The 21,035-nt window shown below is 70.0% G+C and carries 14 protein-coding genes; 9 read left to right on the top strand and 5 right to left on the bottom strand.

The window, feature by feature from the left end:
• Positions 1 to 82 precede the first annotated feature (82 nt).
• On the bottom strand, positions 83 to 2,368 hold the full coding sequence (gene rnr, locus ACWPN7_RS03280; RefSeq protein ID WP_459196660.1) for a ribonuclease R: 2,286 nt from the start codon (positions 2,366 to 2,368) through the stop codon (positions 83 to 85).
• 125 nt (positions 2,369 to 2,493) lie between these two features.
• On the opposite strand from rnr, the gene ACWPN7_RS03285 reads away from it, so the two are divergent.
• On the top strand, positions 2,494 to 3,165 hold the full coding sequence (locus ACWPN7_RS03285) for a TIGR02117 family protein (protein WP_459196661.1): 672 nt from the start codon (positions 2,494 to 2,496) through the stop codon (positions 3,163 to 3,165).
• Positions 3,166 to 3,340: 175 nt separating this feature from the next.
• Here ACWPN7_RS03285 and topA read toward each other — a convergent pair whose 3' ends face one another.
• From topA to ACWPN7_RS03305, 4 genes are all read right to left on the bottom strand, one after another.
• Entirely contained in the window at positions 3,341 to 6,163 is a 2,823-nt protein-coding gene (gene topA / locus ACWPN7_RS03290; RefSeq protein ID WP_459196662.1) for a type I DNA topoisomerase, read from the bottom strand.
• Between the two features lie 53 nt (positions 6,164 to 6,216).
• Positions 6,217 to 7,338 (bottom strand): DNA-processing protein DprA, encoded by a 1,122-nt coding sequence (gene dprA / locus ACWPN7_RS03295; RefSeq protein WP_040134387.1) that lies wholly within the window; start codon positions 7,336 to 7,338, stop codon positions 6,217 to 6,219.
• A gap of 326 nt (positions 7,339 to 7,664) precedes the next feature.
• Positions 7,665 to 8,582, bottom strand: coding sequence for a helix-turn-helix domain-containing protein (locus tag ACWPN7_RS03300; protein WP_492273109.1), 918 nt, complete (start codon positions 8,580 to 8,582; stop codon positions 7,665 to 7,667).
• A gap of 148 nt (positions 8,583 to 8,730) precedes the next feature.
• Positions 8,731 to 9,732 (bottom strand): response regulator, encoded by a 1,002-nt coding sequence (locus ACWPN7_RS03305; protein ID WP_459196664.1) that lies wholly within the window; start codon positions 9,730 to 9,732, stop codon positions 8,731 to 8,733.
• 373 nt (positions 9,733 to 10,105) lie between these two features.
• On the opposite strand from ACWPN7_RS03305, the gene ACWPN7_RS03310 reads away from it, so the two are divergent.
• The 8 genes from ACWPN7_RS03310 to ACWPN7_RS03345 all read left to right on the top strand — a co-directional run bounded on the left by ACWPN7_RS03310 (position 10,106) and on the right by ACWPN7_RS03345 (position 21,020).
• Entirely contained in the window at positions 10,106 to 10,915 is an 810-nt protein-coding gene (locus ACWPN7_RS03310) for a hypothetical protein (RefSeq protein WP_040134384.1), read from the top strand.
• Positions 10,912 to 12,888, top strand: coding sequence for an MFS transporter (locus ACWPN7_RS03315; protein ID WP_459196665.1), 1,977 nt, complete (start codon positions 10,912 to 10,914; stop codon positions 12,886 to 12,888). Before ACWPN7_RS03310 ends, ACWPN7_RS03315 begins: the two co-directional genes overlap by 4 nt.
• Positions 12,885 to 13,937, top strand: coding sequence for an ABC transporter substrate binding protein (locus ACWPN7_RS03320; protein ID WP_459196666.1), 1,053 nt, complete (start codon positions 12,885 to 12,887; stop codon positions 13,935 to 13,937). Before ACWPN7_RS03315 ends, ACWPN7_RS03320 begins: the two co-directional genes overlap by 4 nt.
• A gap of 1 nt (position 13,938) precedes the next feature.
• Positions 13,939 to 14,739, top strand: coding sequence for a GNAT family N-acetyltransferase (locus tag ACWPN7_RS03325; protein ID WP_051658260.1), 801 nt, complete (start codon positions 13,939 to 13,941; stop codon positions 14,737 to 14,739).
• Positions 14,736 to 15,989 (top strand): ATP-grasp domain-containing protein, encoded by a 1,254-nt coding sequence (locus tag ACWPN7_RS03330; RefSeq protein WP_459196667.1) that lies wholly within the window; start codon positions 14,736 to 14,738, stop codon positions 15,987 to 15,989. The genes ACWPN7_RS03325 and ACWPN7_RS03330 overlap by 4 nt, the downstream gene beginning before the upstream one ends.
• Before the next feature lie 21 nt (positions 15,990 to 16,010).
• Positions 16,011 to 16,784, top strand: coding sequence for a hypothetical protein (locus tag ACWPN7_RS03335; RefSeq protein ID WP_040134381.1), 774 nt, complete (start codon positions 16,011 to 16,013; stop codon positions 16,782 to 16,784).
• 148 nt (positions 16,785 to 16,932) lie between these two features.
• Positions 16,933 to 17,694, top strand: coding sequence for a hypothetical protein (locus tag ACWPN7_RS03340; RefSeq protein WP_040134380.1), 762 nt, complete (start codon positions 16,933 to 16,935; stop codon positions 17,692 to 17,694).
• 509 nt (positions 17,695 to 18,203) lie between these two features.
• The gene (locus tag ACWPN7_RS03345; protein ID WP_459196668.1) at positions 18,204 to 21,020 is read left to right on the top strand and encodes a response regulator; all 2,817 of its coding nucleotides are present in this window, start codon (positions 18,204 to 18,206) and stop codon (positions 21,018 to 21,020) included.
• The last annotated feature ends 15 nt before the right edge of the window (positions 21,021 to 21,035 follow it).

Consider the following 21,035-nt stretch of genomic DNA (forward strand, 5'->3'; position numbering starts at 1 on the left):
GAATAGCACTTCAGAAATGAGGGCTGGCGGGACAAAAGTCGGGGGCAAGAACTCTTTGTTGTGGAATGTCCACCACTGTGACTCAGCGGCCACGCTTCCGTTGCTTCTGGGTTGCGCGGCCCGCGAAACGGGCGTTTCCCGCGGGGCGATCGGGGTGGCCGGATTGCAACGGATGATCGGTCCTGCCAACCAAACCTCCGGTCAAATCGCCTTCGGCGCGGGGCAGGGCGAACAGGGTGCTGCCGGTCAGCGGGTCGGCCTCCATCAGCACCACCGTCACCGCGGCGCCCAGCCGGTAGCTGCGGCCGGTGCGCTGGCCGACCAGGGCGTGGGCGCGTTCATCATGCTCGTACTGGTCGTCGGGCAGGGTGCTGGCGGGGATCAGCCCGTCGGCCCCGTTCTCGTCCAGCCGGATGAACAGGCCGAAGCGGGTGACCCCGGAGATCCGTCCGGTGAACAGGGCACCCACGCGGTCGGCCAGGAAGGCGGCGGTGAAACGGTCGATGGCGTCGCGCTCGGCCGTGGCGGCGCGGCGTTCGGTCATCGAAATGTGCTCGCCGATGTCGGTCAGTCCGGCCATGGCCGCGTCGTCCAGCCCGCCCGGCCCCAGCCCGTGCGCGCGGATCAGCGCCCGGTGGACGATCAGGTCGGCGTAGCGGCGGATCGGCGAGGTGAAGTGGGCGTAGCGGTCGAGCGACAGGCCGAAATGGCCGATGTTCTCCGGGCTGTATTCCGCCTGCGACTGGCTGCGCAGGATGACCTCGCTGACCAGCTGCGACTCCGCCGTTCCGGCGGCGCGGTCGAGGATCGCGGTGAAATGGGCCGGGGTCAGCCGGGGCACCCGCGGCAGCGTGTAGCCGATGCCGGTCAGGAATTCGCGCAGCGTCTCCTGCTTGTCGAGCGACGGCTGGTCGTGCACGCGGAACAGGCCGGGCATGCCCGCCCGCTCCAGGCTGTCGGCCGCCGCGACGTTGGCGCAGATCATGAATTCTTCGATCAGCCGGTGGCTGTCGAGGCGCTCGCGCGGCGCGATCTCCGCCACCCGCCCGCGCTCGTCCAGCCGCACGCGCCGTTCCGGCAGGTCCAGCTCCAGCGTGCCGCGGCGCTGCCGGGCCGCCCACAGGCGGGCGTAGGCGCCGTAGAGCGGGGCGATGACCGTCTCCAGCAGCGGCGCCGTCGCCTCGTCCGGGGCGCCGTCGCGGGCCGCCTGCACCTGCTCGTAGGTCAGGCGCGCGGCGGAGCGCATCAGTCCGCGCACGAAGCGGTGCCGCAGCAGCGCGCCGTGGCGGTCGATCCACAGATGCGCCGCGACGCAGGCGCGGTCCTCATGGGGGCGGAGCGAGCAGAGGTCGTTGGACAGCGCCTCCGGCAGCATCGGCACGACGCGGTCGGGGAAATAGACGGAGTTGCCGCGCTCGTATGCCGCCCGGTCCAGCGCCGAATTGGGGCGGACGTAGAAGGCCACGTCGGCGATGGCGACCAACAGGTGCCAGCCGCCTTCGTTCGCCGGGTCGGGGTCCGGCTCCGCCCACACCGCGTCGTCGAAATCGCGGGCGTCGGCGCCGTCGATGGTCACCAGCGGCAGGTCGCGCAGGTCGGTCCGTCCGGTCAGGGAGGGCACGGCGGCGTGCGACGCCTCGCGCAGGGCGGCGGGCGGGAAGTCGGTGGGCAGCCCATGGGTGTGGACGGCGATCAGGCTGACGGCGCGCGGCTCCGCCGTATGGCCCAGCCGCTCGGCGACGCGGGCCTGCGGCAGGCCCATCCGGGAGGCCGGCAGCAGGTCGGCCAGCACCAACTCGCCCGGCTCGGCGTCGTTGCGGTTGGCCGGCAGGACCAGCAGTTCGGTCTTGTTGCGCTTGTCGGTGGGGACGATGCGCCCGCCGTCCGCCGCGGGGTAATAGACGCCGAGGACGCGCCCCACTGTGCCGTCGAGCCGGCGGATGGTGCGGGCCTCGTACAGCCGGTCGTTGATGCGGCTGAGCTTCGCCAGCACCCGGTCGCCGGTCCCCAGCGTGGGGTGGCCCTTCCTCTCCGGCATCAGGAAGATGCGCGGCGGGTTGCCCTCGCCGGTCCAGGTGACCGGGCGTGCGGTGACCTCGCCGTCCGCATCGGTGCCGGTCACCTCCAGCACGGCGACCTCCGGCAGCGACTGCGGCGGGGCGACGCGCTTGTTGCGCCCGCGTTCCACGGCGCCGTCGGCCTCCAACTCCTTCAGCAGCGCCTTCAGCCTCTCGCGGTCGTCGCTGCCCGACAGCTTGAAAGCGCGCGCGATCTCGCGCTTGCCGACCGGAGTCGCGCTGTCGCGGATGAAGGAGAGGACGGTGTCCTTATCGGGAAAGCTGCCGGAGCGGCGGGAGGTGTCGGTCAAGGGAATCCGTGCCGTGGAGAGTGGACCGCTTAAGTAAGCCCTGGGCGTGGCGAATCCAACCGCCGCGCCATGGCTCCGCCACAAAGACGCGCCAGAACCGTGCCGGGCGTGGCGGGGGCGCATCCATGAGGATCGTGCGGAACGGGGTGCTGCTGGTTTTGGCCGTTCCGGCGCTTGCGGCCGGAGCCTACCTGCTGGCGGCTATGCTTCTCTCACGCCACGCGGTGGAGGGGCGGCCGGCGGTGCCGGAGGGCGTGGAGGTCTTTGTCTGCACCAACGGAATTCACACCGATCTGGTGCTTCCCGCCGTCACGGACACCGTGGACTGGACCATCGACCTGCCGGGCGGCGATTTTCCCGGTGTCGGCCCCTGGACGAGCCATCGCTCCTTCGGCTGGGGCGACCGCGCCTTTTATCTGGAAACCCGCCAATGGTCGGACCTGATGCTCGCCACGGCGCTGTCCGCCCTGTTCGGCCGAGGGCCGTCGGTGATGCATGTCTACACTCTGCATCGCCCGGCGGGGAGCCCGGACTGCGGGATGGTGGTGCTGGACGAGGGCCAGTACGGTGCCCTGGCCGCCTTCGTGCGCGGCAGCTTCCGCCGGGATGGAGCGGGGAGGGTGATGCCCCTGCCGGGCAGTGGCTATGGCGCGACCGACCTGTTTTACGAGGCGGTCGGCCATTACAGCCCGGTCGAGACCTGCAACGAATGGACCGGCAAGGCCCTGCGCGCCGCCGGAGTGACCATGGGCGCCTGGACGCCGTTCGAGAGCGGCGTCATGCGTTGGGTGCGGTAGGGAGTCAAGAGCGGCAGTTATCCCCTCTCCCCTCCGGGGAGAGGGTTAGGGTGAGGGGGTTGCGCTTGTGCCGGACGCAGTGACACGCGCAACCCCCTCACCGGCCCTGTGGGCCACCCTCTCCCCCGAGGGGAGAGGGTTAAGATGGCGTTGTCGATGTTTATGAAGTAAGGCGTCACGCCCGCTTGCGGGCCGCAGGCTTTTCCTCGTCCCCTGCGTCTTCCTTCTTGGCGGCCGCCTTTTTCGGAGCGGCCTTCTTCGCCGCATCCTTCTTGGCCGGCTCCTTCTTGGTGGCGGTCGCCTTGGCCTTGGTCGCCTTCTCGGCCTTGGCGGGCACCTCGGCACCGTCGGCCGCCGCCGGCTCGGCGTCCTTCGGAGCCTTGCCCTTCTTGGCGGCGTCCTTGGCGGCCTTGGCCTCCAGAAGCTCCAGCGCCTGCTCCAGCGTCACGCTGTCCGCTTCCGTGCCCTTGGGGATGGAGGCGTAGACGGAGCCGTGCTTGACGTAGGGACCGAAGCGGCCGGACCCGGTGGTGACCGGCTTGCCGGTCTTCGGATGGTCGCCCAGCGTCTTGGCCGGGGCCGACGCCTTCTTGGCGGCGCCGGCCAGCAGGTCGACGGCGCGGTTGATGCCGATGGTCAGCACGTCGTCGTCGGGCGTCAGCGACTTGTAGACGCTGCCGTGCTTCAGGTAGGGGCCGAAGCGGCCGATGCCGGCGCTGATGTCCTCGCCCGTCTCCGGGTGGTTGCCGATGCTGCGCGGCAGGGCCAGCAGCTTCAGCGCCGTGTCGAGGTCCACATCGGCGGCGGCCATGCCCTTGGGCAGGGAGACGCGCTTGGGCTTCGGCGCCTCGACCTTGACCTTCTTCTTGCCCTTGGTCTTCTTGCCGTCGGCGGGCGCTTCCTCGACCACCGCCTCAGCCGGGGCGGCGGCCACCGGGGGCGGGCCGAGCTGGATGTAGGCGCCGTAGGGACCGCGCCGCACGGTCACCGGCAGGCCGGTTTCGGGGTCGTTGCCCAACTCGCGCGGGCCTTCCTGCGCCTCGCCGTTCTCGTCGTTGGCGACGGCGAGCGGGCGGGTGTAGCGGCATTCCGGGTAGCGCGAGCAGCCGATGAAGGCGCCCATCTTGCCGAGCTTCAGGCCGAGCCGGCCCTGGCTGCACACCGGGCAGACGCGGGGGTCGTGGCCCGGCGTGTCGCTGTTGGCGTTGGTCGGGAAGAAGTGCGGCCCCAACTCCTCGTCCAGCGTGGTCAGCACCTGGGTGATGGTCAGGTCCTTGGTCCCGTCCACCGCGACGTGGAAGGCGCGCCAGAAGTCGCGCAGCACGGTCTTCCAGTCGATCCGGCCGTCGGAGATCTCGTCGAGCTTGTTCTCCAGGTCGGCGGTGAAGTTGTACTCCACGTACCGGTTGAAGAAGTTCTTCAGGAAGGCGGTGACCAGACGGCCCCGGTCTTCCGGAATGAAGCGCCGCTTGTCCAGCCGCACGTAGTTGCGGTCCTGGAGCACCTGGAGGATGGAGGCATAGGTGGACGGACGGCCGATCCCCAGCTCCTCCAGCTTCTTGACCAGGCTCGCCTCGGTGTAGCGGGGCGGCGGCTGGGTGAAATGCTGCTCCGGGCTGATGTCGCCGCGGGCGAGGGCGTCGCCCTGCTCCATGGCGGGCAGGCGGTGCTCCTGGTCGTCATCGGCGGCGCCGTCGTCGCGGTCCTCCTGATAGACCTTGAGGAAGCCGTCGAACACGACGACCGAGCCGGTGGCGCGCAGCACGACGTCCTTGGACGGCGAGGCGATGTCCACCGCCACCTGATCCAGCACCGCGCTTTCCATCTGGCTGGCCAGCGTGCGCTTCCAGATCAGCTCGTACAGACGCAGCTCGTCGCCTTCCAGGTAGGTCGCGACCTCCTCCGGGCGGCGGAACAGGTCGGTCGGGCGGATGGCCTCGTGCGCTTCCTGGGCGTTCTTGGCGGCGGTCTTGTAGACGCGCGGCTGGGCCGGGACGTAGCGCTCGCCCCAATGGGAGCCGATCAGGTTGCGGGCGCCCTCGATGGCCTCCTGCGACAGGCTGACGCCGTCGGTTCGCATGTAGGTGATCAGGCCGACCGTCTCGCCGCCGATGTCCACGCCCTCGTACAGCCGCTGCGCGGTCCGCATGGTGCGGGTGGCGCCGAAGCCCAGCTTGCGCGAGGCTTCCTGCTGCAGGGTCGAGGTGGTGAAGGGCGGGGAAGGGTTGCGGCGGCTCTGCTTGCGCTCCACCGTCGCGACCGAGAAGGCCTGCGGGCTGATGCGCGCCACCGCGGCTTCCGCCGCCTCGCGGGCGGGCAGGGCGAACTTGTCGAGCCGCTTGCCGTCGAGTTGGGTGAGCTGGGCCGTGAAGGAGGCGCCGCCCGGCGTGGCGAAGCCCACCTCGATGGTCCAGTATTCCTGAGGCTTGAAGACCTCGATCTCCGACTCGCGCTCGCAGATCAGGCGCAGCGCCACCGACTGCACGCGGCCCGCCGAGCGGGAGCCCGGCAGCTTGCGCCACAGCACCGGCGACAGGGTGAAGCCGACCAGATAATCGAGGGCGCGGCGGGCCAGATAGGCGTCCACCAGCTCCCGCGAGACGTCGCGCGGAGCCTCCAGCGCGGCCTGGACGGCGCTCTTGGTGATTTCGTTGAAGGTGATGCGCTGGACCTTGGAGTCGTCGATCAGCCGCTTTTCGCGCAGCAGCTCCGACAAATGCCAAGCGATGGCTTCCCCTTCGCGATCCGGGTCGGTTGCGAGATAGACGCGCTCGGCCCCTTTGACCGCCTTGGCGATCTCGTCGATGTGGCGCTTGGAGCGGTCGCCCAGCTCCCAGTCCATGGCGAAGTCCTCGTCCGGACGCACCGATCCGTCGCGCGCCGGAAGGTCGCGCACATGGCCGAAGCTGGCGACCACGGTGTAGTCCGAGCCAAGGTATTTGTTGATGGTTTTCGCCTTGGCCGGCGATTCGACGATGACGACGTTGCTGCCCGGCAAGAGTCCGCGCCCCTGAAAGTGCCTATCCCATACACCGGCGGTGCGGATCGGGATCAGATCAGGTTCACCTGATTCCCAGGCTGGCGCTGGACACGGCCCGCAAGCTCAAGTTCCAGCACCACGGTCAACACCACCGGAGCGGACAATTGGCACCCGCGGACGAGTTCGTCAATGGCAACCGGCGTATGGCCGAGGTTTTCCAGGATGACGGCGCGCGCCGATTCAAGGTCCGCCTCGGACGGAACGGCGGGGCGGGATTGGGCGAACAGGTCGCCCTGGCGCTCCCGCAGGGTCGGCGGCGACAGGTTGTCCAGCGCCCGCAGCACGTCGTCCACCCCCTCCACCAAGGCCGCCCCCTGACGCAGAAGATTGTTGGTGCCCTGGCAACGCGGGTCGAGCGGGGAGCCGGGCACCGCCATCACCTCCCGCCCCTGTTCCAGCGCCATGCGCGCGGTGATGAGGGAGCCGGAGCGCAGCGCCGCCTCCACCACCAGCACCCCCAGCGACAGACCGGAGATCAGCCGGTTGCGGCGCGGGAAATGGCGGGCCTGCGGCGTGGTGCCGACCGGGCTTTCCGCCACGATCACACCCTGCTGCACTATGTCGCGGTAGAGTTTCTCGTTCTCCGGCGGATAGACGACGTCGGCGCCGCCCGCCACCACCGCCGCGGTTCCGCTGCCGAGCGCCCCGGCGTGGGCCGCCGTGTCGATCCCGCGCGCCAGCCCGGAGACGACCAGCAGCCCGGCCTCGCCCAGCTCCCGCGCCAGCCGCTCGGCGAATTTCTTGCCGTTCATCGAGGCGTTGCGCGCTCCGACCAGGGCCACCGCGCGCCGTTGCAGCAGATGCGGATGGCCGAGGACCGACACCGCCGGGGGCGCGTCGTCCAGCGCCGCCATTGGTTCCGGATAGTCGGGCTCGCAGGAGCAGATCAGGCGGGCGCCGATGCGGTCGTTGGCGGCCAGTTCGCGGTCTATGTCCGCCTTCGGCGCGATGCGCAGCGGTTTGGTCCGCCCGCCGCGTTTGGCGAGGTCGGGCAGCGCTTCCAGCGCGGCGCCGGCGCTGCCGAACCGCTCCAGCAGGCGGTGGAAGGTGATCGGCCCGACATTCTCGGTTCGAATGAGTCGGAGCCAGTCGAACCGCTCGGCGGCGGACAGGGTGCGGCGCGGTTGAGTCATGCGCCTATTCATACAACCGCCATTGGGGCGCTATCAACACGCAAACGTGTGCGCCGGCGCTCTTCTCAGGGACTCGGCAGGGCGGTCATTTGCGCCAGAAGCCGAAGAGCCCCTTCTTCTTCGGCGGAGCCTCCGGTTCGGGCTCCGGCTCTGGCTCGTCGTCGAAGGAGAAAGGATCGTCCTCGGCGTCGGCCTTTGCGGTTCCGGCCGGCTCGGCTTCGGCTTTGGGCTCGTCCGGATTATCGTCGGTATCGAAGGAGAACGGGTCCTCGTCCGGTTCCGCATCCGTCTTGGCGGAGGCGTCCTCGGGCGTTTCCTCCGTTTCGTCATCGTCGAAGCTGAAGGGGTCGTCGCCGTCGTCGGCGCTGTCGGCCGAGTTCGGTCGCTTCGTCTTCGGTCTTCTCCTCGGCGTCGTCGGTATCGAAGCTGAAGGGATTGCCGCCGTCCTCGTCCTCGTCATCATCGAAGTTGAAGGCGTTGGCGTCACCGCCGCCCGCATCGTCGTCCTTGGCTTCGTCCTCATCGTCGTCGAAGCTGAAGGCGGAGAAATCCGAGGATTCTTCCTCATTCTCCTCGCCACCGCCGAGGGCCGTGGCGGCAACGGCGACCGCGCTCGCCGCGCCCTGGCCGCGGCGCATCTCCGCCTTGAAGCGTTCAAGCTCCTCGCGGAAGCGATCCTCGGCCTCGCTCCAGCGCTGGCGCTCCTGGTCGAGGGTGGCGAGCAGTTCCTCCTCCCGCACGCGGGCGGCGGCGCGTTCCGTGTCGAGCGCCTGGATCAACTCCTCCTGGCGCTGGAGAAGCAACTCGTGCCGCGTCTCCATCGCATCGATGACCTCGCGCACATACTGCTCGAAGGCGCGGAACTGGAGCGCCAGAACGTCCTCGTCGGCGCTGGCAGCCGCCGCGCTGGCGGCCGCCTTCTCGGCTTTGGTCGTCTTGGCCGTCCGCGTCCCGCCGGGTGCCGGTGGCAGCGGGGAGGGCGCGGCGGCAGCGGGCGGCGGGCGCGGACCGCCGGGGGTGGCGCCGTCACCCCCCAGCCAGCGCGACACCAGGATGTAGGAGACTTGCAGCTCCTCCGCGATGCGGCGGTAGCTCCAGCCCTGGGCGCGCAGCCGCTCGGCCATGCGCTGGCGGTCCGGCTCCTCGCTGGGCGTCGCCGGGCGCGTGGGCAGGGAGGATGTCGGGCCGATCCCCTCGGTGGGGGTCGCGACGACGATCACATCCTTCAGTTTCTGGTCGGCCATCGGGTCTCCGCCGTCCTGCGCGCAGGGCGTTCCTTACCGCGATGTTGGCCGCGTTCGGGGTGCGCTGTCGATCCGGGACGGGTCCCGGTTGAAGCAGTCTGGGCGGGAAACCCGCCGGACCGGGCCAATTCGCGCCGGTCCGGCCCGGTCAGGTCAGTTCCTGGATGTGCTCGACATAGCCGGACAGGGCGGCGATCCCCTGCTCGGTCAGTTCGATGAAGACGCGGCGGCCGTCCTTCTCGTCGGCGATCCGGCGCACCAGCCCGCGGTCGTGCAGTTCGGTGATCCGCCGCAGCGCCGTGGTCTGGGCAACGCCCGAGGCCATGCACAGCGACGACACGGAAATCCGCCGCCCGCGCAGATGGTTGGCCATCAGGTCCAGCAGCATGTCCCAGCAGGGGTCCTCGAACAGCCCCTTCGGAAAATACTTGTCGCGGGCGACGCGGGATTGCTGGAGCGTCCTCAACACCGCCAGCCGACGGTTCTCCCCCGCCGCGGCGGGGATCGGCGACGGGACGGCCTGTGCGGTGACCGGAGCCGGAGCGGCAGCCTCCGGCTGGTTTTGCCGCAGGGCCTTCACCGCTTCGATGAGGGCGAGGCCGTGGCGGTAGGCGTTCTCCAGCGCGCCCTGCAACTCGCCGTTGCCGGCGTGCGGGGGCGGGGCGGGCGGGGGCGGGGCGGGCGGGGCGGGCAGCGGGGCCGCCGCCTGATGGGCGGCCAACGCGCGGGCGAGGGCGCCGTGGAGCTGGCTGCCGTCCTGCGGGTCGCTGACGAAATCCGCCGCGCGCAGATGCATGGCGCGGACGACGTCCGCCGCCGTGGCGTCGGGTGCCACGACGATGACCTGGAGATGCCGCTGCACGCTTTTGCGCATCCGCTCGACCAGGGCCAGCCCGTCGAAATGGGGCAGGGCCAACTCCACCGCCACGATGCCGATGCTGCCGTCCGCCTCCAGCGTGTCGAGCGCCGCGATGGGGTCGTGGGTGACGTGGATGCGGTGGCCGTTGCGTTCGAAGGCGTCGTGCATGCCGATGCCCAGCGCGCGATCCGCGCAGGCGATCAGGATGGACGTCGCCGAAACATGAAGGCCGGCGCTGGTCTGGACCGGACGCACCGGCCACGCCAAGGGTCGCTCCAACTCGATCCGCATCGAAGCCCTTCCCCCGTTGGGTGCATGGAATGCTGTGCTTAAGGATTACCACGCAAAGCAAACCATCATGGATGCAATCATGGTCCAAAATAGAGCGATCGATAAATGTCTCAAAATTCCGCAAAAATTCGATGGATTAGGCGGAACGGCATAAAACCGCAGAAGCGCGCCGTCGACTATTCTTGATTTGATAAGTCAAATTCAACGGATTGCCCTTTCCGGTTGCGGTGCGGTGGGCAAAGGTGCGCGTCGGGAGGGGTCGGGCCGGAGCGGAGCCATGTCGCCGGGGTCCTCTCCAGACTGGACCCGTCTCGGAAACGGCGGTGCGGGCGATGCGCGTAAGGTGGCCGCACCCCTTGCCGGCACCGGACCCATGCGCCTCACCCTGACGACCAAGATCATTTTGCTGCTGCAGGTGGCGCTCTGCTTCGCGCTGCTCTCCACCGCGGCGCTCTCCTATCTGAAGATGGAGCGCATGGTGGAGGACACCGTGGCGTCCCGCTTCACCGTCGCCCTGCGCGGGCTGGCGGGGGAGGTCGAAGGCGCGGTCAGCCTCGGCGTGTCCATCACCGCCCTGCGCAATCTCGACGCGCTGATCCAGCGCGCAATGGCGCGGGACGACCGCATCACCGGCTTGGTCCTGTTCACCGACACCGGCGAGGTGCTGGCCGCGGCGGGCCGCGGCGGGCCGGTGGGCGCGATCCCCGCCGGCTGGAAGGCGGCCTTCGCCCGCGACGGCAAGTCCGACCGGGTGGCGGCCGTCGCCGATGGCGACAGCCAAGCGCTTCTGCTTGGCATCCGCAACGCCTTCGGCGGCGTGGCCGGCGGTGTCGCCCTGACCTATTCGCTGGGCGAGGTGCAGGCGGGCATCCGCGGCACCATTCCGGACCTGCTGCTGTCCGGCGGCATCAATCTGGTGACCGGGCTTCTCGTCACCATGGTCGCGGTCTGGCTGCTGCTGCGCCCGATCCAGCGCCGGCTGCGCGAGATGACCGCCAGCATCAACCAACTGGGCATGGGCGAGCCGCCCAACCTGACCCCGGAGCTGGTGGCCTTCGCCCCCGGCCTGAAGGATTTCGCCGACCGCATCCTGGAACAGCAGCAGCACGGCGCGGAGGAGGGGCATCCCCAGCCCGCCGGTCCGGCGGCGGAAGCCGCGCGTCCGGCGGGAGTCACGCCATGAAGCTGTCCTTCATCCGCCGCCTGAACTGGATGCTGACGGGCGTCGTGTCCGTCCTGATGCTGGTCAGCCTCGCCGTCCAGACCAACCACGTCAACACGCTGTTCCGCCCGCTGATCGAGCCGGAGCTGGCCCGCAAGGCCGAGGTCGTCGGGTCCTACGTGGTGGCGCAGATCGACCGCGCGGTGGCGCTCGGCTTCGAGCTGGACAAGCTGGTGGGGGTGGACGAGCTGCTGTCCGACGCGCTGGCCGCCAACCCGGACGTCAAGTATCTGGCGCTGGAGATCGGCGGGCGCCTCCACGCCTTCTCCGGGACCGAGGAAGCGCGGTCCGGCAACCGCCTGACCGTGGCCGACGCCCCGCCGGAGGGCGAGTCTCCGCAATTCCTCGACACCGTCCTGCCGCTGGAAGGCAACGAGGAGGCGCGGCTGCATGTCGGCGTCGACTCCGGCTATGTCCGCTCAGCCATGAACGAGGTGGTGTTCGACCTCGGCTCCGTGCTGATCGTCGCCATCCTGCTCAACATCGAGATTCTGCTGCTGGTTGTCGGCTCCTCCGTCGCGGCGCCGCTGCGCCGGGTGACGGCGGTGATGAAGCAGGCCGCCGACGGGCATCTCGGCGTGCGCGTCGCCCTGCGCAACCGCGACGAGGTGGGCGAGCTGTCGCGCGCCGTCGACTGGGCGCTGGACAGCGTGCAGCACAAGGCCGACATGACCGCCTCCGAGCAGGCCATGACCAAGATCGGCATGATGCAGCGGGTAGTGGAACTGCGCTTCGCCATCTTCATCTTCTCCCTGGCGGAGGAGCTGACCCGCACCTTCCTGTCCGTCTACATCAAGCAACTGTTCGAACCGGTGCCCGGCCTGTCGATGGAGATGGTCATCGGCGCTCCCATCGCGCTGTTCATGCTGCTCTGGGCGGTCAGCCAGCCGATCGCCGGCAGCGTGTCGGAACGGCGCGGGCGGCGGGCCGTGTTCCTCGGCGGAGCGCTGCTCTCCTTCGTCGGTCTGGTCGGCTCCGGCCTCGCCACCGACCTCATCCAGCTCATCGTCGCGCGCTGCCTGACCGCCGTCGGCTACGCCAGCGTCTTCATCGCCGCTCAGGGCTTCGTCATCGACGCCACCGACCCCAAGCAGCGCGCCCAGGCCATCGCCATGTACGCCGGCGGCATCCTCAGCGCCGGTGTCTGCGGCCCGGCCATCGGCGGCGTGATCGCCGGGCAGGTGGGCTTCCGCACGACCTTCCTGATCTCCGCCGGGCTGGCGCTGCTGGCCGCCTTCATGGCGTGGCAGGTGCTGCCGCGGGTGCGCGCGGCACAGGCGAAATCCAGCCGCGGCCTGCGTCTGGCCGACGCCGTGCTGTGCCTGCGCAACCCGCGCTTCGTCGGGCTGGCCGTCTTCAGCGCGGTCCCGGCCAAGCTGGGGCTGACGGCCCTTCTGTTCTTCCTGCTGCCGCTGGCGCTGGACGACCAGGGGGTCAGCCAATCCTGGATCGGGCGCGTGCTGCTGCTTTACTGGCTGCTGATGATCGTGGTGTCGCCGATGGCCGCGAAGCTGTCGGACCGCTCGGGCCAGCGCATCGGCTTCCTGGTGGCGGGCGGGCTGGTCGCCGCCGGGGCGGCCTGGGTGCTGTCGATGCCGGGGTCGCTCGGCACGGCGCTGGCCGGGGTCGCCCTGCTGGGGGTGGCGCACGCCATGCTCGGTGCGCCGCAGCTCGCCATGCTCGCCGACGTCTGCGTCAAGGAGCGGGCGGCGCTGGGCGAGACCACGGTGATCGGCATGTTCCGCCTGATCGAGCGGCTGGGCTCCGTCGTCGCCCCCTTCCTGGCCGGGTTGTTCCTGGCCCATTACGGCTACGCCGGGGCGCTGAAGGGCATCGGCGCGGTGCTGGCGGCCTGCGTCGCCGTGCAGCTTCTGCTGAGCGCCCTGTTCCGCCCGCGCCCGCCCGCCGACTTCCCGCAGAGGACCCCCGCATGAGCCTGTCCCGCCGCACCGTCCTGACGGGAGCCCTGAGCGCCGGAACTCTGCTGGCCGGGGCCGCACCATCCTTCGCGCAGCCATCCTTCGGTCCGGCGGCCAGGACCTTCACCGCCGCCAAGCCGGCGCACATCGTCGTGCTGACCCCGCGCAAGGATGTCGGCGACGTGCTGGGCCTGCGCGACTTCATCGCGTCGAGCGGCCTGTCCGCCACGGTGGAGGTGCGCGAGGTGCCGCAGGCTTCCGCCATGCCGGCGCTGCTGCCGGAGATCCGGGCGTCCAAGCCCGATCTGGTGGTGACGGTCTTCACGCCGCTGACGCTGGGAGCGGTCGGACGCTACGACGATCCGGACCCGTCGCGCTTCCTGACCGATGTGCCGGTGGTCTTCACCTCGGTTACCGACCCGGTGGCGTCGCGCGTCGTGCGCGCGCTCGACCGTCCGGGGCGCGCGGTCACCGGCACGCGGCACATCGCGCCAGCCGCGGTGCAGATGAAGACGATGCTGTCCTACCGGCGCTGGAAGAAGATCGCCGCGGTCTATAACCCGGCGGAGGACAACATGGTCGTCGCCGTGCGCGATCTGAAGGAGGAGGCCGCCCGCCAGGGAGTGGAGATCCACGACGCCGCGCTGCCGCGCGACGCCTCCGGCGCGCCGGTCGCCGCCGCCATCCCCGACCTGATCGCCGACGCGGCGCGCGCCGGGGCGGAGCTGGTCTACATCGGGCCCGACACGCTGGTTGCCTCCAACAACAACGCGGTCGTGGCGGAGCAGGCGCTGGCCCACCGGCTGGCCACCTTCTGCTCCACCGAGCTGCCGATCCGCCGGGCCAACCTGCTGATGGGGCTGGTCAGCCCGGCGGTCAACGTCGGGCGCTTCGCCGGGCTGAAGGCGGTGGAGATCCTGACCGGGGCCAAGCCCGCCGACGGCATTCCGGTGGAGACGCTGAACCGCTTCTCCCTGCTGCTGCGCATCGGGGCGGCCAAGCAACTGGACCTCTACCCGCCGATGCGCCTGCTCAACATCGCCGAAATCGTGCAGGACGCCTGACATGACGGTCCTCTTATCCCCCGAACAGACGGTCCACACGGGCATGCTGCGCGTCCGGCGCGGCGAGCCGGTCTGCGTTCCCTACCGCATCCGTTTCCTCGGCCCCGCCGACCTGCCGGCGCTGGAGGCGTTCCGCGGCTACATCTTCGGGCAGCTGCCGGACATCGACGCCTATTTCCCGGAGACGCCGGAGTTCGCCGGACTGCATCTGGGCGAGCGCGGCGTGACGCTGGGGCTGGAGGCCGAGGGGCGGCTGATCGGCTGCGCCATCCTGGGCCTGCCGCAGCCGGGCATGCCGGCCTTCGTGGACGATCTGCCGGGCACGCGCCCCGCCGTCACCGCCACCGCCCACATGGCGAGTTGCATGGTCCATCCGGACTTCCGCGGCAACGGGCTGCAACGGCTGCTGGTGACTCTGCGCACCCTCCACGCGCTGGGGGCCGGGCGCCCGCATCTGTTCTCGCGCGTCGCCCTGTCCAACCCGCGCAGCCTGTCGAATCTGCTGGCCGGCGGCTTCCTGGTGCGGCGGGTGCTGGTCATGCACGCCAGCGGCCGGCTGCGCTATCTGCTGCACCGCGACCTGGGCGCGGCGCCGCCCGCCTGGGTGCCGGGCAGCGAGCGCGTCTTCGCCGTGCCGGAGTTGGAGGAGCAGAGGGCGGTGATCGAGGCCGGCTGGATCGGGCGTTCGGTGGAACTGGACGGCCCCGTGCCGCTGGTCACCTACGCACGCCCGGTGGAGGCGGTGCCGGCTCCGTTTCAGGGCGTCGTGCCGCAGGATGCCGCGCTGGAGGTCACGCCGTGAGCGCTTCCCGCAAGACGGCGGTCGTCGTCGATCCCTATTCCACCGGCATCCTTCTGGCGCCACGCCTGCGCGCGCGGGGCTACGAGGTGATCGCGGTGCAGAGCCGCCCGGACCTCGCCCCGTCGTTGCTGCGCAGTTACCAGCCCGACGACTTCGCGGCGCACATCTTCCATGACGGCGATCTCGACGCTCTGGCCGAGCGGTTGCGCCCGCTGGCCCCGGCCTTCATCCTGCCGGGCAACGAGTCCGCGGTGGAGCTGACCGACGCGCTGGGCGCCGTCCTGGGCACGCCGGGCAACAGCCCGAAGCTGACCGCCGCGCGCCGCAACAAGTTCATGATGATCGAGCGGCTGGCCGCCGCCGGCCTGCTGACCGCCCGCCAGACCATGGCGACCGGCGCCGCGGAGGCGGTGGAGTGGGCGGCGCAGGCGGGCTGGCCGGTGGTGGCGAAGCCGATGGCCAGCGCCTCCACCGACCATGTCTATTTCTGCGACACCCCCGCGCAGCTGCGCGCCGCCGTGGACGCCATCCTGGGCAGCCGCGACTTCTGCGGGTCGGCCAACGAGCGGGTGCTGGTGCAGACCTACCTGGACGGTCTCGAATACGTCGTCAACACGGTCAGCCGCGGCGGGCGCCACTATGTCTGCGACGTGCTGCTGTCGGCCAAGCGGGCGTTGAACGGGTCGCCCTTCGTCTACGACTACTACCGGCTTCTGCCGCCGGAGGAGCCGGTGGCGCAGGCGCTGATGGCCTACATCCGCCGGGTCCTCGACGCGCTGGAGATCACCGACGGCGCCGGCCATGCCGAGGTGCGGATGACCGCGCGCGGACCGGCGCTGGTGGAGATCGCGGCGCGCGCCATGGGGCCGGCCGGCTCCACCACCGGCATCGCGGCGGGCACCGGGCACGATCAGGTGGATCTGCTGGTCGACGCCTTCGACGGGGCGGCGACGGTCGGGCCGCTGCTCGACGGCCATTACCGGTTCCAGGCCGACGCGATGGTCCTCTATCTGCCGGTGCTGGTGTCGGGCCGGGTGGAGGCGCTGCCGGATTTCTCCATTCTGGATGGGATGGCGAGTGTGCGCGGCTACGGCCTCGTGCCGCGGGTCGGGGACGAGGTGGTGCCGACGCTCGATCTGACGCAGGTGCTGGCGAAAATCTATCTTGCGCATCCGGACCGCGCCGTCTTCGAGCGCGATTGGGCCGCCATCCGCTCCCTGGAGGACCGCCTCCAGCCGACCGTCGCGTAGCGTCGGAGCGGGCGGGCGGCGATGGCGCATGTCCCTTACGAGCAGCGCTGGGCCGCGGCCCGCAAGCGCTTCGAGGCCGCAACGGCGAAGCATCGGCCGAAGGACGCCAAGGCGGTCGCCGCCGCGTTGAACGGCGATGCCGCGCTGGTCAAGGCGCTGAAGGCCGGCGACGCCGTCCACCGCGCCGGCACGGTCGGTGACGAGGCCGCGAAGGATCTTGCCGCCGCGGGGAAGGACGCCGTGAAGGCGCGCAAGGCCTATCTGGCCGCGCTCGACAAGGCCCTGGACGAAGATGCGGCAAGCCGTGGCGACAAGGCCGCGGCGGCGGCCTGCGAGCGGGCGATGAAGGCGCTCGCCAAGGACCTCGCCGAGTTGGAGGCGGACATCGGCGCGGACGCCGACCGCTTCAAGGCGCAAGCCGGCCAAGCCGAGAAGGACGCCGCCTCGTCGGAGCGCGCGCAGAAGCGGTGGGAGGCGAACATCAACGGCGCGCTGGCCCGCGCCGCCGCCGGGGTCGCCAAGGTGCGCGCCAAGCCGACGCCGGACACCTACAACGAGCTGTTCCCGGCGCTGGCCCGCGATCTCGCCACCCAGCTCGCCGCGGCGAAGGCGCTGGACGGGCTGCGCGCCGATCCGGACTTCTACCGCCGGAAGCTCGCCCCCTGGGCCGGGCAGGGCGGCGACGGGCCGCCGATGCGCGTGCCGCCCGACTACACCGCCCGTCAGATCACCGACCTCATCAAGGAGTTCGCCACCGTCTGCAAGGGCGTGGTGCAGCTGGTGGGCGGCCGCTGAAACGAGGCGGAGAGCGAAGCCGCCGTTTTGGACCCATTCGGTTCCGGTAGTGGTGGGAGAGGAGCAATCGCCGATTCCGAGGGGCGCGCCCGCCTCCTACCATGCAGACCGATAGGGTGAATGTTTGGTTAAGCGGAGGAGCTGAGACATGGGTGGTCCCCTGAAGCGCATCGACATCCCGGACATCCTGACCCAGAAGGACTGGGACAAGAAGAAGGGCGCCATCGCCAAGATCGCCGGCAAGACCGGCGTCGGCGATGCGATGAAGGCGGTGGACAAGGCGCACGGCGCCATCAATTGGAAGACGCTGAGCGTGTCGGTGAACGCCCCCAGCAACGCCACGCTGGACGACCTCGACTCGCTGCTGGACGAGGCGCGGGCGGAGTACAAGCGTTCGGTCGAGCCGCTGCGCACCCAGCTCCAGAAGCTCCGCGATCTGGCCGAGGCGACGGCGAAGAGGTTCAAGTCGAACAAGCTGATCCCGAAGGACTCCGCCGCCCACGCGGAGAAGGTGGCCAAGACCGCCGATCAGCTCTTCGTCGCCTTCAACCAGTCCTCGCTCGGCGACAAGATCGTCGATGACTACGAGGGCATGAAGGACGCCATCGAGAAGGCTGACAAGGTGCGCGCCAAGGGTCGGGAGATCCTGGAGAAGTACATGCTGTCGCTGGCGAAGAAGCTGAAGACGGCGAAGACGGTGAGCGATTACCAGGACCTGTGGAAGGAGGACATCCGCGGCGTCGGCACCCAGCTGCCGAAGATGCCGGAACTCAAGGCTTTCCTGAAGGATTGGCGCAACATCTCCTCCCAGGATGGCATCCCGGAGACCGACGAGGACGTGAAGAGCCGCTGCAAGGAGGTGATGGCCGTGCTCGCCCGCATGGACAAGCAGATGAAGGCGATGGCCTGACCGCGTTCAGCGCCACGGCCCATCGGGTGCCATCGGCTGCAAGGGTTGGAAGCGTCCGGAAATTCGCCTGTGATCGGGCGGTTCCGGGCGCTCTGCCTATTAGCGATCTCTGTTGAAATCGCCACGTTCGGTGGTCTGCGCCAAGTATGGGCTATATCCTTGATTGAGAGGTTAAAGCCACATTTTCTATAGGATTTACGATTGATGAAGCTTGTTGCGAATTTCTGAGTCGTTGTTGCGCCGATGGCCGATTATACTTCGCAGCGTGGCCGGTTTCGGTTTCATGGGGTTTCGGCTTTAAATGCCTGGGTGCATCGGTATTTCAGCAACGGCCGTTTTGCGATACCTCTCATGATGGGATTGGCTGGGCGCCATTCGACCTGCGGGTCGGGCCGCGGCCTGTACCATGCGCCTGTCGAAGGAACTGTGCCCCGGTGCCACTGCCGCCTGCCGTCATGCCGTCCGTAACCGCCATTTTTGCTTGTGCCGCCCGACGGCTGGGCGCGGTTTTGCTCCTCGCTTTTCTTTGCACCGCTCCGGGCAGCGTTCCGGCCCTGGCCACCGCCCTGCCGCAGGCGGAGCGCGGCGTGCTCGACCTGCGCGGCTGGTACGCCGACCTCGACGGGCCGGTGTCGCTGGACGGCGAATGGCTGGTGTCCTGGGACCGTCTGGCCGGCGAGGAAACCCTGAATCCCTTGCCGGAGCCGGATGGGGCGCTCTGGACCCCCTTCGCCCTGCCGGCGATCTGGAACGGCGCCGAGCGCCCGGACGGTCGGAAGATGGACGGGTTTGGCGCCGCCACCTTCCGCCTGAAGATCCTGTTGCCGCCGGGCATGCCGCCGCTGACGCTGAAGGTTCCGCCGGTCAACTCGGCCATGCGGGTGTGGGTGGACGGCCGCTCGGTCGCCGCCGCGGGGGTTCCGGCCCTGGCCGCGGCGCAGGAGCAGTCGTCCTCCGTTTCCCGTTTCGTCACGCTGCATGGCGGCGAGCGGGTGATCGAACTGGCGGTGGAGGTCTCCAACCACTTCCATTTCGAGGGCGGAATCGGGCGCACGATTTATCTCGACGCCAACGGCGGGCTGTCGCGGCTGTGGCAGCGGCAATTGATGACCAACGCCGGGGCGTTGATGTCCTTGTCCCTGATGGCGCTGTTCATCGGCGCCTTCCTGCGCCGGCGCCTGTCGGCGGCCCCGCTGTTCCTGGTCATGCTGCTGGCCGCCTGCGCCATGCGGCTGATCTGCACCAGCGAACTGCTGCGCGTCTTCTTCCCCGGCGTGTCGGAGGTGTGGGCCTACCGGCTGGAATATCTGCCGATCTACCTGTTCTACCCGATCTACTTCCACTTGCTGCGCGAGCTGTTTCCCGGATGCCTGCACCGTGGGGTGGGGCGCGCCATGATGGCGGTCGCCGTGCCCGGCATGTTCCTGGTGCTGGTGACCGAGCCGGCGCAATTCACCCGGTTGCGCGACGTGGCGAGCCTGCTGCTCGTGCTGTCGGCCCTGTATTTCGCGTGGCGCCTCGCCGTGGCCGCCCTGCGCCGCCATTCCGGCGCGCTCCTGCTGGGGGCGGGGGCGCTGGCCTTCCTGGGGTCGGTGGTGCACGACGCGCTGATGTACGCGCATCTCTTCGAGAGCATCGACCTCGTCCCCTACGGCGCGCTGCTGTTCCTGTTCAGCCACGCGCTGGTGCTGGGGCGGCGGGTGGAGACGGCCTTCCTCAACGAGCGCCGGCTGTCGCAGGAACTGGTCGCCCTCAACGAGGGGCTGGAGCGCCAGATCGCCGAGCGCACCCGCGCCCTGTCGGACAAGTCGGCGACGCTGGAACGCTTCCTCGCCAACCTCAGCCACGAGGTCCGGACCCCGCTGAACGCCATTCTCGGCATGGTGCGGGTGATCCGCCGCGAGGGACCGACCGTCCAGATGGACGAGCGGCTGCGCGTCGCGGACGGGGCGGGACGGCATCTCGTCTCGATGCTCGACACCATCCTCGATCTGTCGCGGCTGGAGGCGGGCCGGATGGAGCTTCATCCTCAGCCCACCGACGTGGTGGCGCTGGTCGAGGACGCCGTGGCGCTGATGCGGGCGGGCGCCGAGGAGAAGGGGCTCGCCCTGTCCCTGACGGTCAGCGGGCTGGGGGCGGCACGCTTTTGGATCGATCCATTGCGCCTGCGCCAGATCGTTCTGAACCTGCTGAGCAACGCCGTGAAATTCACCGAACGCGGCGGGGTGGAGGTGACGCTGACCGCCAGGCCGGCGCCGCCGGATGCGGCCAGCGGGACGGTCGTCCTGTGCCTGACCGTGGCGGACAGCGGCCCCGGCGTGCCGCGGGCGGCGCAGGCCATCATTTTCGAGCCCTTCCATCGTTTGGAGGGGAGCCGGCTGGAGGGCAACCGACGGGAGGGCGCCGGGCTGGGCCTCGCCATCGTCGACGGGCTCGTCCGGCTGATGGGCGGCACCGTCTGTCTGGAGGGGCGGCCGGGTGGCGGCTCCCTTTTCACGGTCTCGCTGCCGACCCGCCCGCTTCCAGTCGCCGATCCGTCACCGGACCGCGCCGCTCCCATGCCCATGCCGGGAAGCCTGGACATCCTGGTGGTGGAGGACGCGCCGGAGAACCAGGCCATCCTGCGCGAGTATCTGGCGCCGGGCGGCCATCGCGCCGTCTATGTGGAGAGCGGCGAGGCGGCCCTGGCGGTTCTGGCGACCAGGACCGTGGACGTCGTCCTGCTCGACATGCGGCTGCCGGGCATCGATGGCGTGGAGGTGACACGGCGCATCCGCGCGTTGCCGGATGCGGAGCGCGCGCTGGTGCCGGTGATCGCGGTGACCGCCAACAGCTCTCCGGAGGATCGGGCGGACTATCTGGAGGCCGGCGTGGACGAGGTGGTGGCGAAGCCGGTGGACCCCGACGCGCTTCAGGACGCGCTCGCCCGGCACGCGCCGTCCGGCTCCTGCGCGCCCGCTCCGTCCTCGGCGGTCCAGAGTGCGCCGCTCACGGTGGGGCCGGTCGCCGGCGGGCTGTCCAGCGCCGATCGGGCCCGGCTGATGGACCGCTTCGCCCAGGCCTGCCGGGAGGTTCTGGCGGTCCTCGACGACGCGGATTCGCCGGCCCGGCGCGTGGTCGATGCGGCCCACCGCATGAAGGGCAGCGGCGGCACCTATGGCTTTCCGGAGGTGAGCGCCGCGGCGCGGGCACTGGAGCGGACGGCGCAGGCCGTCGAAAGCGGGGGCGGGGGGACCGCTTCCATGCAAGGGGACGCGGCGGCGCTGCGGGACCGGCTTCACGCCGCCCTGCGCGCCATCGAAAAGGGGGAGGCGGGTCTGACATGATGGCGATAGGGGTTT

The organism is Azospirillum sp. UENF 312511 (genome assembly GCF_058780635.1).